This is a genomic window from Undibacterium sp. FT79W, assembly GCF_014284215.1.
In the GTDB taxonomy this organism is placed as follows: Bacteria; Pseudomonadota; Gammaproteobacteria; order Burkholderiales; family Burkholderiaceae_D; genus Undibacterium; species Undibacterium aquatile.
Genome location: NZ_JACOGB010000005.1, coordinates 66,087 through 83,642 on the forward strand (window position 1 = coordinate 66,087; position 17,556 = coordinate 83,642).

Below are 17,556 nucleotides of genomic sequence, written 5' to 3' on the forward strand. Positions count from 1 at the left end.
AAATGAGTAAAAATTTCCGCCCGATGATTGTTACGATGACGGTTATACCATCGCCTACAGTCACCTGAACGCGATACCTGAAATATTCTGTCTCTGGAGAACGCCATGCAGCAACACTCATCTGAATTGCAAACGGCAACACGCCTGACCCATGCCGGACGCAAAGGAAAAGAGCATCATGGCCCCGTCAACCCGCCTGTGGTTCGCGCCTCGACGATGTTGTTTCCCGATTGTGCGGCTTTGCAGGAAGCTAATGGCACCCGCCGCTCGTATGCGCGTCATGCAACCGAAACCACACTGGCGCTGGAGCAGGCATTGTGCGCAGCAGAGGGTGCTGCTGCCTGCATGTTGACCTCGTCGGGTTTGTCGGCGATTACAACGACCTTGCTGGCTTTGCTGAAACCGGGCGATCATCTGTTGATGGTCGATACGGCTTACGATCCTACGCGCCAGTTCTGTGATGGTTTGTTGAAACAGATCGGTGTCAGCACGACATATTACGACCCGCTGATTGGAGCGGGTATTGCTGCGTTGATGCAGCCGACCACCAAAGTGGTTTTTGTTGAGTCTCCGGGTTCGCTGACGTTTGAAGTGCAGGACGTACCTGCGATTGCGGCTGTTGCACATGCGGCTGGTGCGGTGGTGGTTTCTGACAGCACATGGGCTACACCGATAGGCTGGGATTCCTTTGCGCTGGGTGTGGATGTTTCACTGCATGCAGCGACCAAGTACATCGTCGGTCACTCTGACGCGTTGATGGGTGCGATCTTGACGAATGAAGCCTTGCATCTGCGTATTCGCAATACGTATAAGCAATTGGGCATGTCTGTCGGCGGTGATGATGCGGCGCTGGCATTGCGTGGTTTGCGTACCATGGCTGCGCGTCTGGCAGTGCATCGCGAAAGTGCGCAGGTTGTTGCGAAGTGGCTGCAGGCGCAGCCTGAAGTGGCAGAGGTTTTATATCCACCGCTGGAAGGCGCTGCAGGGCACGCGTTGTGGAAGCGCGATTTCCGCGCCGAATATGCATGTGGATTGATGGGCGCGGTCTTTCATTCCAACGTGACTGAAGCGCAGGTCGCTGCATTGATTGACCGTACGCGTTTGTTTGGAATAGGTTTCAGCTGGGGCGGATATGAAAGCCTGATTCTGCCGACCCGCCCAGCCGGATACCGGACGATTAATGCAGAAAAATGGAGCGCACCGATGATACGTTTGCATATCGGACTGGAAGCAGTGGAGGATTTAATTGCCGATCTGGACGCTGGATTTTTTGCATTACGAGAACCAGGTACTATCGCCAGAGCAGCATAAATTTTTAATCCAGTGAATGCAGTTCGTGGCGTTCGCCGGTGTTGTCATCAACGTGTCATTCGCGTTGTTTAAGATGCCAGCGTCCTACTGCTTTACCTCCAAAGGTCAGGATATTCACCCGCAGATTTTTCTGCGGGTTTTTTTTGGGTGGTGAGTTATGGTGGTGGGCTGACTGCCTCATCCATATCCAATGTTTTTACGCCGCCGCCATTCAGAAATTCCATGTACATCCAGTCGCCTTCGGCATTGCTGACGCCGTCCGGTGCGCTTCTCTGGCTCTCGGCTTTACCAGCAAGACTCGCACGCATGCTGTCTATCCAGATAGGTAAGGCGAGCGTGGAGCCAAATTCTCTGCCGCCTAAGGATTTAGGATCGTCATAGCCCATCCATGCAACCGCGACGACATTCGCTGCGTAACCTGCAAACCAGCCGTCAACCGCATCGCTGGTCGTCCCTGTTTTACCGGCCAGATCATGGCGCCCTAAGCGCGCGCTTGCTGAGGCGCCGGTACCGCTGCGGGTGACTTCACTTAACAGGCTATGCATCACAAAGGCATTCCTGCCATCAATCACACGAGCATCTTCTTGGGCAATCGCCGGTACTTTATTTTCACTCAGCACCTTGCCTTTGGCATCAACGACCTTGCTGATCAGCCACGGCGTGATCTGATAACCACCATTCGCAAATACGGCATACCCTGCCGCTAGTTGCGCAGGTGTGACTGCCCCAGTGCCGAGCGCCATGGTCAGATCATCCGGATGCTTTTCTTTGTTAAAGCCAAAACGCGGCAACCAGTTATGTGCAGCATCGACACCGATGGCTTTGAGTATGCGCACAGAGACGACGTTTTTCGATTGTGCCAACGCCGTACGCATGCTGATAGGGCCATCATATTTGCCATCATCATTGCGTGGGTCCCAGCGCAGCAGGGTGCCTGTTGTGGCGGAGAGTTGTACATCATTGATCAGCGTTGCCGGAGAAAAGCCTTTTTCCAGCGCAGCAGAATAAATGAAGGGTTTGATGCTGGAACCAGGCTGACGCCAGGCGCTGGTGACATGGTTGAATTTTTTGCGATTGAAATCGAATCCGCCTATCAGTGCACGGTAAGCACCGGTCTCAGCATTCAGGGCAACGTAGGCACCTTCGACTTCAGGTAACTGGCTGATGCTCCAGCGTTTCTTCGTATCCTGTATCACGCGGATCACCGCGCCCGGAACGATTTTGAGACTGGATTTCGCTTTCGCTTGTAAGGCGTTTGCAGCAAATTTTAAGCCGTCGCCATCAACCACTGCGGTGTCACCGTTGGCTAGTTCCGCCTTGATGATTTTGCTGCTGACTTCGGTTACGACCGCTGCCTGTAATTTATCGCTGGAGGGATGTTTTCGCAGCACCTCATCAATTGCATCGTCACGTTCATCTTCATCAGCAGGTAACTGAATAAAGGCTTCGGGGCCGCGATAGCCGTGACGCTGGTCGTATGCCATGACGTTGTTACGCACTGCTTCATAAGCAGCTTCCTGATCAGCTTTCAGCAGCGTGGTATAGACTTTGATACCACTGGTGTAGGCTTGTTCTTTGTATTCGTCGACGATTTTCTGGCGCACCATTTCAGCAACATAGTCGGCATGAGTGTCATAAATTTGTTTGCCGGTGACGGTGATTCTTTCATGTATGGCCTGATCGTATTGCGCTTCGGTAATCACGCCACGATTGAGCATGAGTTTGAGCACCACTTCCTGCCTTTGCTTGGCCTTTTGGAAATTGCTGACCGGATTATGCCGCACCGGATTTTTTGGTATCCCGACCAGCATTGCGGCTTCCGCCAGACTCAGTTCATTCAGCGATTTATTGAAATAAGTACGCGCCGCACCGGCAAAGCCATGGGTACGCTGACCCAGATAAATCTGGTTCATGTACAACTCCAGAATCTGGTCTTTACTGAGTGCGGCTTCGATACGGGTGGTGAGTAGTAATTCTTTGAGCTTGCGATTCACGGTTTTTTCCTGTGACAGGAAAAAATTTCTGGCGACCTGCATCGTGATGGTCGAGGCGCCTTGATGAAAACCACCGCGCAAATCTGCCAGCACGGCGCGACCGGCACCGATAAAGTCGATTCCGCTATGTTCGTAAAAGCGTGCATCCTCGGTCGACAGCAAGGCTGTTTTCAGTTTTTCTGGAATCTCTTTGATTGGTACAAATTCGCGGTGTTCTTCGCCAAATTCACCGATCAGCGCGTTATCTGCTGTGTAGATACGCAGCGGTATCTTGGGACGGTAATCGGTTACCGCGTCGAGTGGCGGCAGGTTTGGTGCAAGTACCAGAAACACGTAGGCCAGCACGCCCGCAGCGATGATGCCCAGCGATGCCACTATGGCAGCAATCCATTTCATGTCGGTTTAATCCTCTAAAGTTTGCAGTAGATACAGTTTTTGATAAATACCCTGATCTATCTGCATTAATTCCTGATGCTGACCTTGTTCTGCGATTTTGCCGTGATTCAGAACGATGATGCTGTCCGCATCCCTGATGGTGGAAAGGCGATGCGCAATGGCGATGATGGTGACTTTGCCACGTAATTCGTTCAGCGCAATCTGCACGATCTGTTCGGTTTCGCTATCAATATGGGAGGTCGCTTCGTCCAGAAACAGGATGCGTGGCCGACCGGCGAGCGCGCGGGCAATGGCGATCAGTTGTTTTTGCCCGGTGGATAGTCTGGCTCCACCTTCGCCGAGTGGCGTGTCATAGCCCTGTTCCAGTTGCAGAATAAACTCATGCACGTGCGCTGCTTTCGCTGCCGTGATGATGTCAGCCTCGCTGATGCTGCGTCCCATCGCAATATTTTCACGCGCGCTGGCGGCAAGCAAAAAAGGTTCTTGCGGTACGAGGCCGACGCTGGCACGGAAATGCTCATCTGAGAAAGTGGCAATGTCATGACCGTCAATTCTGATGCTGCCGGATTGCGCGGAATAAAAACGCAGCAGCAAGCTCATCAGCGTCGATTTTCCGCTGCCGGTATGACCGACCACACCAAAAAAACTCCCTGCCGGCACGTGTAAATTTACGTCCTGCAATACCGGATGTCCGGCGCTGTATGCAAAGCTCAGATGCTCGATGTTCACGTCGCCTGACAGCATTTGTACATCGGTACTGGTGTTCGTTGCCTGCTGTTCGTGTAACAAGGTATTGACCCGCGCAGCTGAGACGACGGCTTGCTGAATTTGTCCGAATTGCAGCGTAATCTGAATCAGCGGATCAACAACACGTGCGATATAGCTGACAAACGCATACAGAATCCCGACTTCAACACCTGAAAAACTGCGTTGCCCAAAGCTGTAAATCACGACCACCAGCAGCACGGAATTGAGTAAATCCAGTGCTGGTCGCAGTAACCACGCATTCGCGCGCAATTCATCAAGGCGGGCGACGTAATGCAATTGGTTGGTGTTGGCAAAGCGTTGGCCGAAACGTTGTTCGGCATTGCTGGCCTGCAGTGCGCTCATGCCGCTGATGCTCTCTGCAACCTGCGCATTGATGTCGCTGCGTAACTGGCGTGCACGGCTGACCGCCGGAGCGCTCCAGCGCTGGTAAAACCAGACAATAATCACGACAGCCGGAATTAAGGTGATGACGATCAGCATCAGCCGCCAGTCCAGCCATGCCATTGCCACCAGTGCACCGAGCACAACGATGGAACTGTCCAGCATCACAAACAGCACCTGCACATACAGATTTTTGACTGACTCGGTATCGTTGGTGACGCGGCTGACGAGCTGACCGGTAATCGCCTTATCGAAGAAGGCCATAGGCAAACGCAGGACATGCCCATACACCTGTTCGCGTAAGCGCCGCACGGAGCGCATTGCAACGCCTGCAAGCCGGGTTAACTGCATGTAGCGTAACCAGGTCGCACCCCAGCCTGTTACGACATACGCCACCAGTAAGGCGATAACAGCGGGCCAGTCCATGCTGCGTGGCAGCAGATAGCGGTCGATAAACGCTTTGCCTAGCAAAGGGCCGAGCGCTTCCAGTCCCGCCGCAATCAGCAAAAAAAATACGCCCCAGATCACGTGCTTTTTTTCCGGCTGGGCTGCTTGCACCAATAACTGTACGGCTAATTTTTTTTCAGATTTCGGAGTGGTATTTTCTGTCGTACTCATATCACGCGGCATGTAAGCTTGCCTCCAGTTGCTGATAGCGCCATTGCGATGCGTACCATTGATTGGCGTCCAGCAGTTGTTGATGCGTTCCTTGTTCTGTGATTTTTCCATCCCGCAAAACAAGGATGTGATCGGCATCGACCACCGCACTCAGGCGGTGACTGATGATGATCGCACTGCGTTCGTTTTGTTTTTTGCGTAATTCGGCAAGATGCTGAAGGATGCGGGTTTCGGTATCCGTATCGACGGCGGAAAGCGCATCGTCCAGTATCAATAGCGGACTGGATGTCAGCAGTGCGCGGGCAATCGCAACGCGTTGACGCTGGCCACCTGACAGTGTGACACCACGTTCACCGACGGGTGTGTCATAGCCTTGTGGAAAACGCAGAATGTCATCATGTACTGCCGCTAAGGTCGCGGCACGGATTACCTGCTCACGACTGGCATAGGGATTCGACAGCGCAATATTTTCTGCCACTGACGCCGAAAATAAAAAAGGTTCCTGTGCTACCCAGTTAATGGCCGTTCGTAAGCTGTGCAATGGATATTCTGCGATGGCATGTTCACCCCACCGCACCTGTCCATGTGCAGTTTCTATTTGCCGCAACAGCAATTTAATGATGCTAGATTTTCCTGCTCCAGTTGGTCCGACGATGCCCAGCGTTTGTCCAGGCGCGATTGACACTGAAATATCGGTCAGCGCATTTCTGCTTTGGCCGGGATACGAAAAACTGATGTGGTCGAAATGAATCGTGCCAGATAGCGGGCTGCTCAGCGTGCCTTCGTCCTGAATCGACAGTTCTTGCGACAGAACAGGTTCCAGTCTGCCCCAGGCTGCTTTGCCACGCTCCATCAGAGACAATACCCAGCCCGCAGCAAACATGGGCCAGATCAGTTGTCCTAGATACATAGTAAAGCTGGTGAGCGCGCCTATCGTCATTTCTTCGTGCCACACCAGATAGCCGCCGACCGCCAATGTCAGTGCACCGGCTGCCGTCAGCGTGATGCCGACCGCAGGCTCATAGGCCGCTTCCCAGCTTTGCGCCGAGAGGCTGGCGCTGGCAGCGTCTTCAGCGAGTTCAGCAAACTGCGCGGCACTGCGTTGTTCCAGACCTAAAGCGCGCAGAGTGCGCACGCCAGCGAGGGTTTCCTGCACCTGATCGTTGAGTTTGCTGAAGCGTTCCAGCGAATCGCGCGAGGCTTCATGCACCTGATGTGTGATATGCCGGAACGCCCAGGCCATCAGAGGAAACGGCAATAACGCCGCCACCGCAAGACGCCAATCGACGCCAAGTAACATCATGCCGATGACTAATGCAAATGTCATCGATCCATCAAAACCTGCCAGTGCCGCTTCACCGGCCGCAAGTTCTATCGCATCGGCATCATTGGTGCCGAGTGCCATCAGGTCGCCGGTACGTTGTTGCTGAAAAAAATTCTGTCCCTGCAAACTCAGGCGCTGATATAAACGAGTGCGAAGTTCAACGCCGAGCTGATACGATGCCGTGAACAGCTGCATGCGCCAGCCGACACGCAGGAAATAAATGGCAATGCCCATCAATAACAGCCATGCGAGTTCGGTCAGCATACCGCGTTGATCAAGCTGCCCACTGACCAGTCCATCAATCACGGCGCCAACGCGACGTGGTATCAATACGGTCATCAGGGCGACGGCGAACAGCATACTGGCTGCTGCGCAATAGCGCTGCCAATGGCGGCGGATAAATGTTTTCAGTAGTTGGAACAGTGTCATGCAAATTCTTAAGTAGGACTTCCGCAAAACCGCCTCTGTGGCGTGATGGCTCTTAGCCGACCTATTCGTACTATCTTCGTTGCCATGGTGTAGCCAGGGTTTCAGGCAACATGTTGCCTGCTGGCGAAACGGACATCGCTTACCAGCGATGTTTCCCAAAGCAGAAAAAAGCTTTTTAGTCTTGCCGGGTCAATTTTGCGTTAGCCCTGTTAAATAAAAAATCCGTTATCCCACAACAAGATAACGGATTGTAAACGGAATAAACGGATTGTGATTGGATCGCAGACTGATTCGACTATCATCGTCGAATCAGCGTCGCTCCAATTTGTGGCAGTTTGTCGCAATCAGTGAATCGCATTTGCTTCGTTGTCGCGTTTTAACATATTCCACAAGAAGCTGTAGGTTATTGCGCTCATATCGGCTCTTTGTTCATTATTTGCCGCACCGCCATGTCCGCCTTCGATGTTTTCGTAGTACCAGACATTCTTGTGACCCTGATCCAGCATTTTCGCAGCCATTTTACGGGCATGGCCGGGGTGTACGCGATCATCACGGGTTGAGGTAATAAACAGAACATTAGGATAGCGAACGCCTGCTTTGACGTTGTGGTAAGGCGAGTAACGCTGGATGTATGCCCATTCTTGCGGCACATCAGGGTTACCATATTCGCCCATCCAGGACGCACCCGCCAGCAGTTGATTGTAGCGCTGCATATCCAGCAGTGGTACCTGGCTGACAACGGCATTGAACAGTTCCGGATGCTGGGTCAGGGCAACGCCTGCCAGCAGGCCGCCGTTACTGCCACCCATGGCACCAAGATGACGCGGGCTGGTTATTTTGCTGGAGATCAGACTGTTTGCGACGGCAGCAAAGTCATCATACGCACGCTGACGGTTTTCTTTCAGTGCGGCCTGATGCCAGCGTGGGCCGAATTCACCGCCGCCACGAATATTCGCAACAACATAGACGCCGCCTTTTTCCAGCCAGGTTTTACCTAAGGCGCCAGAATAGGATGGTGTCATAGAAATCTGGAAACCGCCGTAACCGTAAAGCAAGGTAGGATTGTTGCCATCGTATTTGACATCTTTCCGTTTGACGACGAAGTAAGGAACTTTCGTGCCGTCAGCCGAAGTTGCAAATTGCTGAACTGTTTCGTAAGGAGATGCATCAAAAAATGCTGGCGCTGATTTCAATTGTTCGCGCGTATCGTTGCCAGCATGTGCGAGCAAATAGACGCTTGGAGTCAGATAATCAGAATAACTCAGGAAGTAATTATCATTGCCTTCAGTGTCAACGGCACTGATGCCCACTGCGCCCATGGTCGGCAACTGCACCTGGCGGGATACCCACTTTCCATCTGCAAATTTCCATTCCTGCAAATGACTTTTAACATTGTTGAGTGACTGTACTAATAGGTAGTTCTTAGTTGCAGTTAAGCCCGTGAAAGACGTACTGTCGGTTGGCTCAAACAGAGTGGTGAATTGGCGATCACCATGTTGAAAGGCTTCGAAATCAATCGCGAGAACGCTGCCACTGGCATAGTTTTTTTCACCAATTTTCCAGGTTTCTCGTGGTGTCACGATCATCTGTGTGCTGAAAAAGGCGACGCCGGATTTTTCCGGAATATCGAGCTTCTGCAATTGATCGCCATCAAGTAAAAAATTTTCTGCGGTATAAAAAGTGATCTGACGATGAACCAGATTGTGTTGAATTCCGCCATGCTGCGTACTTTGCGCTGAAACAGCCATGTCGGTTTTTTTACCTTCCAGAATAGTTTTGGCCGCGCTGATCGGAGTACCACGCTTCCATACTTTGACGATGCGGGCATAACCTGAATCGGTGAGTGATCCGGCACCAAAGTCGGTGGCGACAAACAAGGTGTCTTTATCGCGCCAGTCCAGCGACATTTTTGCTTCAGGCAGCGAGAAGCCGTCTTTCACAAAGGTTTTGGTGTTCAGATCGAATTCACGCATGGTGACCGCATCCGCGCCGCCACGCGAGAGCTCAATCAGGCAACGGTCAAACGCAGGTTCGCGGCAATTACTGTTTTTGAATACCCAGTTTTCATTTTCTGCTGCCGCCAGCGCGCCGATGTCGAGCACAGTTTCCCATTTCGGTTGGGTCTTGCGATATTCTTCGAGTGAAGTTTTGCGCCAGACACCGCGCGGGTGTTCAGCGTCGGTCCAGAAGTTATAGACGGCATCGCCCATTTTTCGTATGCCGGGGATGCGGTCTTTGGAATTCAGAATGACTTGCAAATCACTGCGTAATTGTTTGAAACCAGCGTCGTTATCAAGTTTGTTACGGGTGACCTGGTTTTGTGCCTTGACCCAATTCAGCGCTTTCTCTCCGGTGACGTCTTCCAGCCATTGTTGAGAATCCGTGGTTTGTGCCGCCGCGATGCTGGTTACGCCGAACATGCAGAGGGTGGTGAGCAGTGATAACTGTGGTTTCATTTTTTAAGAGTTCTCCGCTGTGTGATTTTGTTACTTGTTTTGTGGCTGGTGCCGTATTGTTTATCTGCGCCATTGTAGCTATACATCGACACAGAATTAACTGACTAGTTCCATGTAAGCATATATTTCCTGCTTCTGATATTGCACCCCGTAAGAAAGTTGATTTGTTATGCAGATCTGAATTGACGGGCAGATTCAGACAGCTTGTGCAGATCACACATTTTTGCGGCACTTCTGTACATTAAAAATCCCGCTCAACTGCATAGCAGAAGGAGCGGGATTTTTTTCTCATTCGTTACGAATGAGCGACTGCTTTGTATTACGTTTATTGGTAGTTCGCGACCAGCGTTGTGCTGCTGACTGCCGCGTATGCACTGACCAGAACATAGTATGTTGCAGCTGACGGCGAAGCAATAGTCACGGTTTCGGTATTGGTGGAACCGGTTGATTTGGCTGTGTACGATGTCGTTGTCGGTGCTGTCGATGCTTTAACATAAATATCACCGTCACCTGTACCGCCAGACAATTTAAATGTCAGATTGGTCGCACCAGCAGGAACAACGATGGAATACAGTTTCGTTGCACCTTTCGCCAGTGTGATGCCGCTGGCTGTTACGCCTTTTGTCAGTGGGGTGGCGGTCGGTGTTGTTGTGGTGCAGCTGACACCAACGCTGGCGAAGGCCGCAGTCACATCGGCAACGGCGTAGCCACGGTTAGTCGCTGCTTTTTCAACACCGCAGGCACCTTGGTTAAATGTGCTGCTGGATGTCCAGTAGAGGCGATTCGCATCTGCCATCACTTCAAATGCCTTGCGTGTATTCCAGCCTGCTGTTGTTGCTAACAGGTAAAAAGCTTTGTTATACACACCGCTCGAATAGTGAACATCGAGGCTGCTGGTGTAGTTGCTCGCATTTGCAATGGAGCCGCCATCCAGCGGTGGGTTGTACATATAACGTAATGCACCTGTGGCTTTGAAAATATCGGTACCGACTTTGAAATCATTCGTCCCTTTGACATAGTACTCAACTGCTTCACCAGCCATATCGGAGAACGCTTCGTTCATACCACCCGACATACCCGAATACACCAGACCGGAGTTTTGTTCGGTGAAGCCGTGGCTGACCTCATGTCCGGTTACATCCAGTGCTGTCAACGGATAGAAAGTGGAGGCACCATCGCCGAAATTCATCGAGCTGCCATCCCAGAATGCATTTTCGTAGCTGGAGCCATAATGTACTTTCATGACCAACTTCTGGCTGATAGGCCGTACGCCGAGATAGGTCTGGTACATGTTGAAGACCTGGTTACCGAAGTAATGTGCATCATTCATCGGTGAGTAACCACCGTTGATGGTTTTGACGGTATTTCTCGGGCAGGTAAATGAATGCAACGTCCCTGAACCCGAGGTTGCGCTGTTCATGTTGTAGGTGGCAACATTGGTGCTGTTGAGCGTACAAGTAGAACCACTGACAGTCACATCGAGGAAGCCGTATCCGGCTGTTGTACCATATTCATACTGACCAGTTTTCGCATTGCCGCCAGGCCCTGTGCCTGTCGTTGCGTGAGTCAGACCTTCCCATTTCTCGACAACGACACCAGTATTGGCATCGATGATGAAATGCGGACGGCTGGGTTTTGCCGGATTTGTAGTGTCAAGAAATGACACCAGATAGACTAGTTTGCCGACGTTATTCTCGTCCAGTTTCACAAACAGTTTTGCCTGTTCATTTTCGCTGCTGGATGCGCGAGCCTGAGTTTTTGCCAGTGTAACTGCCTGTGTTGTTGAATAGAACGGTTTGGCATTTGGTACATCTTTGGCCAGATTGCTGATCAGATAGCCTGACAGGGTCGATTGCGCTGCGCCAGCATTGGCGTGCTCAACAATGGCCTCACCCCAGACTGGCACGCCTTGATGAAATTGTTGGAAGCGCGTTACTACGCGACCGTTAGCGTAAGTCTGGCTGCGTGCGGCTTGCAGTTCACTGCTTGTTAAACCCAAAGTGCTGTGGATGCCGGGAGCCCCCGAGCTCGCTTTACCTGTGACCGACGATGATCTGCTTGCCGCAGATTGCGCTGTCGCCGAAGGCGTCAATTGCTCCAAATTGATTTTGTCTGCTGCTGAGGCACTCCATGCACAGGCAAGCAACGCTGCCATCATGGTTGGCCGGAACACTAAGCTGGTATTAGAAGTACGTGTCATTTTTGTTTATCCCTAAATTGTTGTTAATGTTATTGAACTTGCAGCTTATGGCAGCAAGTTAAGAGTAGAACTTAAACAAACCAGATCAAAGCGGGAAAGCCTGAAACAAATGGCTTATCGCCCAGCGAAAACACTGCGATACATGCTCGCTACCCGACAAGCGATTGCCCTGATAGCGATAAATAGTTAATCAGATAATTTGTTAAGGGAAAATGACAGTGTTGCGTATTTTTAATTACTTAAAAAAGTAAATTTTTTACCAACAGAAGAAAATTTCTTTTCAATTAGTAAATATTGAACTTGCTTCATCGAAACACGGGATGTACGAAGCAAACAGGGATATTACATAACAAATAGTTAAAAATATTTTTACTAATTATTATGTAATAAGTAATGGAAGACGATAGATGGGCTTGACAGAAAAACTATTGTGATTAAATAACTTATTCTGAAGACTGGCGTATTGATTCTGATCAGTCAGAGCTAAGATTCGCCGTATCGAAAAAAATTCCCTTTATTTAGAAAAATAATCAATTTATTTTTCTGCATCGAGTTAAGTAGCTGCAACCGTTCTTTGGGGGATGGATGCTACCTTATCTGAATGCCAGATTTTGTGCGTAGAAATGCCTCTTTCTATTTTTTAAAATTTTTTTGAAAATACTTTTACTTAAGGGTTGCGCGCAGTTCTTACCGGTGCCGCGATATTCTGGCGTATCCATTTTTGCATGTCTTGCCAGATGCGTTGCACCTCAGCTTCAGGTGGCATCTGAGTTGCGTTGGGTAACTCTATGGTGACGACTGGAATATCCTTGTGCAAGCCACTATAGTTTCCCAGTGAGCCCGGATAAACACCGACGCGGTTATAGACCAGTCTGCCGAAACGATTCGGCGGCTTACTCGGTCCATCAAAATCCAGCACACCAAATGGTGCATGAACCGAGATGATTACATCTGGTTTGTATTTTTCGATGATGTCATACACCCAGCGACTTTCCGGCTCGGAAATTGGTGCTTTACCTGGATAGCGGCGCGGATCTTTTCTTGTCACGCGAGCCCAGTAGGCGGGCGCTTCTTTTTCCCATTCCGGTGTGGGGAAGTTGCGGTTCAGATCAATGCCACGGGCGTTGACCCGGCGCGGTTTCGCCGCGAGTAAGCCGTCAGGATTCACGACCGGCGCGATTTTCCAATGAAACTCGGCCACGTCATTTTTCTGGATATTTTCCAGCCACTTAAATACGATGGCCGACGCCGTTTGCTCGTCACCGTGAATGCCACCGAGCAGCAATACTTTGATGGCATGCGGATGTCGTGCATCTGCACGCCAGTCACGTGACAGCAGAGGAAAACCATTCAGTGAATTTGTACCTGCGGGTATCAACTTACTTTTGAGGCAATCGTTGACATTGACTCCCGGTAATTTGAGTGCAAGCGGAGTGCACCAATCAGTGACGGTTTTTGTCTTGATTAGGGGGACGGCAAATGTCGAGGATGCTGATACGGCGGATATCAGCATCGTGCAGGCCAGCGCTGTTTTTTTGCAGGACGATGCAATGACTTTTTTACCATTCAATAAAAACCACTGCATCGTTACTTCAACTCCCGCTACAAAAATTACAAACCTGCCGCCGCCCGCAAGATCGCTGCTTTATCTGTGCGTTCCCAAGTGAACTCTGGCTCTTCACGACCAAAGTGACCATACGCCGCAGTTTTTGAATAAATCGGGCGCAGTAAATCCAGCATCTGGATAATACCTTTTGGACGCAGATCAAAATATTCATTAACCAGTGCTGCGATCTGCGCGTCAGGAATCACGCCGGTGCCTTCGGTATAAACCGTGACATTCATAGGCCGTGCCACGCCGATCGCATATGCCACCTGAATCTGACATTGCTTAGCCAGACCTGCCGCCACGATATTTTTTGCAACATAACGTGCAGCGTAAGCAGCAGAACGATCAACTTTTGTAGGATCTTTACCGGAGAATGCGCCGCCACCATGCGGGCAGGCACCACCGTATGTATCAACGATAATTTTACGACCAGTCAGGCCGCAATCGCCTTGCGGACCGCCGATCACAAAGCGACCGGTAGGGTTGATCAGGTATTTGGTATCCTGCAGCCATTCTTTCGGCAGCACGGGTTTGATAATTTCTTCAATGACCGCGTCGATGAACGACTGCTTCATCTTGGTTGGTGTTTCGCTTTGATCCGGGCTGTGCTGGGTTGACAGCACGACAGTGTCGATGCTGTGTGGCTTGCCATCGACATAACGCATTGTGACCTGAGATTTGGCATCCGGACGCAGGAAAGGCAGACGGCCATCTTTACGCAATTGCGCCTGACGTTCCACCAGACGATGTGCGTAATAAATCGGTGCTGGCATCAGCTCAGGTGTTTCATCGCAAGCGTAGCCGAACATCAGACCCTGATCACCCGCACCGATATTCAGATAGTCGTCGCTCGCGCGATCCACACCTTGTGCAATGTCGTTACTCTGCTTGTCGTAGGCGACCAGGACGGCACAACCTTTGTAGTCGATGCCATATTCAGTATTGTCATAGCCGATACGTTTGATGGTATCGCGTGCTACCTGAATATAGTCGATGTTGGCTTGCGTCGTAATCTCACCGGCAAGGACAACTAAACCAGTGTTTGTCAGCGTTTCAGCCGCAACACGGGAGTAGGGATCTTGTTCGAGAATAGCGTCGAGAATTGCATCGGAGATTTGATCCGCGACTTTATCGGGATGTCCTTCAGAAACGGATTCTGAGGTAAAAAGAAAATCATTTGCCATCGCAGGCTCCTGTAAAAATGACCGTAAAAAATTGTGCCGCAGTCGGAAAGAGATCCTGCGACGCTTTAGCGAATTTTATAAACCGCCTCGCAAGTTGTCTGTTAACTCGGCGGTAGCTTGCCGTCAGAACCTCAACAGCTAGCCAATGTGTGATATTTTACGCTCTCTATTCGATTTCTGTCGAATACCCCTCTTTTTTTTACCTATTCTTGAGCAGCGTCATGCTTGTCATTCTATTCCGATTTCTGTCGTTTTTTCCGCTCTCTGTACTGCATCTGATTGGCGCAGTATTAGGACGTATTGTGTATTTGTTGTCAGGCTCTTATCGTCGGCGCTTGCGGGAAAATCTCGAACGTGCCGGATTTTCCGCACATTTAAGCGATGCGGTCAAAGAGGCCGGGAAAAATATACTCGAGTTACCTTTTATCTGGTGCGCGAAACCTGATCGTGTTTTGCGTACCGCCAGTCTGGAAAATTGGGACTTAGTGCAACAGGCGCTGGATGCCAAAAAAGGCGTGATTTTTCTGACACCGCATTTAGGCTGCTTTGAAATTGTTGCGCAGTCGATCGCGGTACGCACGCGTTTGACGGTGATGTATAGACCGCCCCGTAAAGACGCACTGAAGCCCTTGATCGAAGGGGCGCGTGCGCGGGAAAATCTGTTGCTGGCACCGGCGAATTTATCTGGTGTGCGCATTATGGCGAAGGCACTGAAGAAAGGCGAGGCGATTGGTTTATTGCCAGATCAGGTACCGCAGGAAGGCGAAGGTGTCTGGGCAAAATTTTTCGGTAAGCCAGCGTATACGATGACCTTGTCTGCCAAGTTGCACAGTATGAACGGTGCGCCGATTATTCTGACTTACGCGGAACGATTGCCGCATGGACGTGGCTACGTGGTACGTTTTGCCGCATTTGAGGAAGAGTTAGGAAGTGATCCTGTACAACAGGCGGAAGCGATTAATCGCGGTATGGAAAAATTGATTGCCCGTTCACCAGCACAGTATTTCTGGAGTTATAACCGCTACAAAAAACCGGATGGTGTCAGTGGTCCCGATACTGATGTTACAGAGGGACAGGCATGAGAGCTGTGCTCCTGATGATGTGGTTGTTGCATTGGTTGCCTTTGCCAGTTTTGGGGCGTTTGGGGGCGGGCGTCGGTAGCATATTGTTTTCCCTGATACGCAAACGTCGCCATATTACTCTGACCAATTTGCGACTCTGTTTACCGCATTTGAGTGAGGCAGAAAGAGTGCGTATCGCCCGCCAGCATTTTCAAATGTATGCACGCAGTGTGCTGGAACGCGGCATTCTCTGGTGGGCATCAGAACCTCGTCTTAAGCGTCTGATTCAGGTCGAACCAGCTGTTCCATTGGATGTTATTCAACAGGAACCGACCATACTGATGTGTCCACATTTTGTTTGTCTGGATGTGGCTGGTGTCGCTGTGATGCTGGAATCATCATTGTGCTCGATCTACACCGAGCAGAGAAACAAAGTTTTTGATCTCGCTTTGCGTCGCGGCCGTTCGCGGTTTCGGCCGGTAAAGTTATTTTCACGCGCGGACGGTGTGAAACCGATTATCCGTGCGATGCATGAAGGTCTGCCGTATTTCATGTTGCCAGATATGGATTTTGGTGCAAAAAATGCAGAGTTCGTTCCATTCTTTGGCGTACCTGCCGCAACGCTGACCGCATTGCCACGGCTTGCCGCATCGACCGGTGCAAAAGTGGTGCCGGTCATTGCAACGATGCTGCCAGATTATCGGGGATGGAAAGTCACGTTTCATCCACCGTGGGAGAATTATCCCGGTGCAGATATCACCGCAGCTACGCGTCAGATGAATGCTTTCATTGAGCAGGAAATCCTGAAAGCACCGGCAGAATATTTCTGGGCACATAAACGCTTTAAGACCCGGCCGGAAGGTGAAGCCAGTTTGTATTGAGCGGTTGACACTTTGTTGCGCTTACTTTTACAATCGCGGCACAGGTGCTAAGGGGCGCCTTCCCGCACAAGAGGCTCTCACCCTTTATCTTTGCAGCCACAGTACTAATGTCGTTACTGACGATACTGTTGCTGCCATCTTTTGATGTGATAAGCGAAATTCGTTTGACGTAGCGGGTCGTCAGATAACGAATCGGAGCTCATCATGTTGACCTTGTATATTTCTGCACTATTTCCTTTTATTGTCTGCCTTACTCAGGGAGCGCAGACATGAACGTTTTAATCAACGAACTCAAAACCCGCGCCCGTCTGTGGTTAACACTGCTGCAAAGTGACAATGCCAATGCTCGCAAGCGTGCGCAGGTTCTTTGTCGCCAGCACCGCTGGGATATTCCTGACGGCTGGCAACTGCGCCATTGTCTTAATCTGGCCGCGGCAGATATTGGCTTTTCTCATTGGGAACATGCCCGCCACGTGCTGTCTGGTCAGGCACAAGCAGGTGACGATATGGGGGATTTCTGGCATGGCCCGGAAGTCGCTGGTCTGAGTAATCTCTGGTATGCCAATTACGCCGACGCAGACAAGCAACTGCAGGTTGACCCGCATCTTTATTTGCTTCCATACCGGCGGCAATTCATGCTGGTCAGCACGCATTATCTGGAAGCGCTGCAGCTGAATTTGGATGCGGGATTGTGGCACGGTCTGCAAAGAAACCTGACGCTGGCGTATGCCACTCCTGCATGGCAAGCGCTGGCATTACAACGTTTACAAACCAGCCGTGTTGGTCGCTTTGCGCAATAGCGGAGTTGACCGCAAGCCACGTTTGATTGACAGCCCCGTTGGTCATCACTGCAACAGGTGTTGAAAAATTTTATCCAGGTTTGAAAACTGGTAAATAGTCAGCTACCCACAAAAAAACGCCGGTGAATTACTCTCCGGCGTTCG

General features: G+C 50.7%; 11 protein-coding genes. 4 read left to right on the forward strand and 7 right to left on the reverse strand.

Going from position 1 to position 17,556, the window contains the following annotated elements:
* The first annotated feature begins 105 nt into the window (after window positions 1-105).
* Window positions 106-1,311 (forward strand): cystathionine beta-lyase, encoded by a 1,206-nt coding sequence (metC, locus tag H8K38_RS10005; RefSeq protein WP_186884691.1) that lies wholly within the window; start codon window positions 106-108, stop codon window positions 1,309-1,311.
* 155 nt (window positions 1,312-1,466) lie between these two features.
* On the opposite strand, the gene H8K38_RS10010 is transcribed toward metC, so the two are convergent.
* The 7 genes from H8K38_RS10010 to metK form a co-directional block, all read right to left on the reverse strand.
* The gene (locus H8K38_RS10010; RefSeq protein ID WP_186884692.1) at window positions 1,467-3,701 is read right to left on the reverse strand and encodes a penicillin-binding protein 1A; all 2,235 of its coding nucleotides are present in this window, start codon (window positions 3,699-3,701) and stop codon (window positions 1,467-1,469) included.
* 6 nt (window positions 3,702-3,707) lie between these two features.
* Complete coding sequence (locus H8K38_RS10015) at window positions 3,708-5,468, reverse strand: ABC transporter ATP-binding protein (protein WP_255422904.1); 1,761 nt, start codon at window positions 5,466-5,468, stop codon at window positions 3,708-3,710.
* 1 nt (window position 5,469) lies between these two features.
* Window positions 5,470-7,221: an ABC transporter ATP-binding protein gene (locus H8K38_RS10020; protein ID WP_186884694.1), complete on the reverse strand. Its 1,752-nt coding sequence runs from the start codon at window positions 7,219-7,221 to the stop codon at window positions 5,470-5,472.
* 344 nt (window positions 7,222-7,565) lie between these two features.
* Window positions 7,566-9,677 (reverse strand): prolyl oligopeptidase family protein, encoded by a 2,112-nt coding sequence (locus H8K38_RS10025; protein ID WP_186884695.1) that lies wholly within the window; start codon window positions 9,675-9,677, stop codon window positions 7,566-7,568.
* 325 nt (window positions 9,678-10,002) lie between these two features.
* Window positions 10,003-11,877, reverse strand: coding sequence for a M4 family metallopeptidase (locus tag H8K38_RS10030; RefSeq protein WP_255422905.1), 1,875 nt, complete (start codon window positions 11,875-11,877; stop codon window positions 10,003-10,005).
* A gap of 667 nt (window positions 11,878-12,544) precedes the next feature.
* Window positions 12,545-13,462, reverse strand: a complete 918-nt coding sequence (locus H8K38_RS10035; RefSeq protein ID WP_255422906.1) for a M14 family zinc carboxypeptidase — start codon at window positions 13,460-13,462, stop codon at window positions 12,545-12,547.
* 26 nt (window positions 13,463-13,488) lie between these two features.
* Window positions 13,489-14,670, reverse strand: a complete 1,182-nt coding sequence (gene metK / locus H8K38_RS10040) for a methionine adenosyltransferase (RefSeq protein WP_186884696.1) — start codon at window positions 14,668-14,670, stop codon at window positions 13,489-13,491.
* Between the two features lie 221 nt (window positions 14,671-14,891).
* Between metK and H8K38_RS10045 the strand changes: the two genes are divergently transcribed.
* From H8K38_RS10045 to H8K38_RS10055, 3 genes are all read left to right on the forward strand, one after another.
* Entirely contained in the window at window positions 14,892-15,752 is an 861-nt protein-coding gene (locus H8K38_RS10045; protein ID WP_186884697.1) for a lysophospholipid acyltransferase family protein, read from the forward strand.
* Window positions 15,749-16,612, forward strand: a complete 864-nt coding sequence (locus H8K38_RS10050) for a lipid A biosynthesis acyltransferase (RefSeq protein ID WP_186884698.1) — start codon at window positions 15,749-15,751, stop codon at window positions 16,610-16,612. Before H8K38_RS10045 ends, H8K38_RS10050 begins: the two co-directional genes overlap by 4 nt.
* Before the next feature lie 269 nt (window positions 16,613-16,881).
* Window positions 16,882-17,412: a hypothetical protein gene (locus H8K38_RS10055; RefSeq protein ID WP_186884699.1), complete on the forward strand. Its 531-nt coding sequence runs from the start codon at window positions 16,882-16,884 to the stop codon at window positions 17,410-17,412.
* Window positions 17,413-17,556 lie beyond the last annotated feature (144 nt).

Bases quoted from the DNA above. Each gene is read 5' to 3' on its own strand.
- H8K38_RS10025 (WP_186884695.1), bottom strand. From the start codon at position 9,677: ATGAAACCACAGTTATCACTGCTCACCACCCTCTGCATGTTCGGCGTA.
- H8K38_RS10035 (WP_255422906.1), bottom strand. From the start codon at position 13,462: ATGCAGTGGTTTTTATTGAATGGTAAAAAAGTCATTGCATCGTCCTGC.
- H8K38_RS10020 (WP_186884694.1), bottom strand. From the start codon at position 7,221: ATGACACTGTTCCAACTACTGAAAACATTTATCCGCCGCCATTGGCAG.
- H8K38_RS10030 (WP_255422905.1), bottom strand. From the start codon at position 11,877: ATGACACGTACTTCTAATACCAGCTTAGTGTTCCGGCCAACCATGATG.
- H8K38_RS10015 (WP_255422904.1), bottom strand. From the start codon at position 5,468: ATGAGTACGACAGAAAATACCACTCCGAAATCTGAAAAAAAATTAGCC.
- metK (WP_186884696.1), bottom strand. From the start codon at position 14,670: ATGGCAAATGATTTTCTTTTTACCTCAGAATCCGTTTCTGAAGGACAT.
- H8K38_RS10010 (WP_186884692.1), bottom strand. From the start codon at position 3,701: ATGAAATGGATTGCTGCCATAGTGGCATCGCTGGGCATCATCGCTGCG.
- H8K38_RS10045 (WP_186884697.1), top strand. From the start codon at position 14,892: ATGCTTGTCATTCTATTCCGATTTCTGTCGTTTTTTCCGCTCTCTGTA.
- H8K38_RS10050 (WP_186884698.1), top strand. From the start codon at position 15,749: ATGAGAGCTGTGCTCCTGATGATGTGGTTGTTGCATTGGTTGCCTTTG.
- metC (WP_186884691.1), top strand. From the start codon at position 106: ATGCAGCAACACTCATCTGAATTGCAAACGGCAACACGCCTGACCCAT.
- H8K38_RS10055 (WP_186884699.1), top strand. From the start codon at position 16,882: ATGAACGTTTTAATCAACGAACTCAAAACCCGCGCCCGTCTGTGGTTA.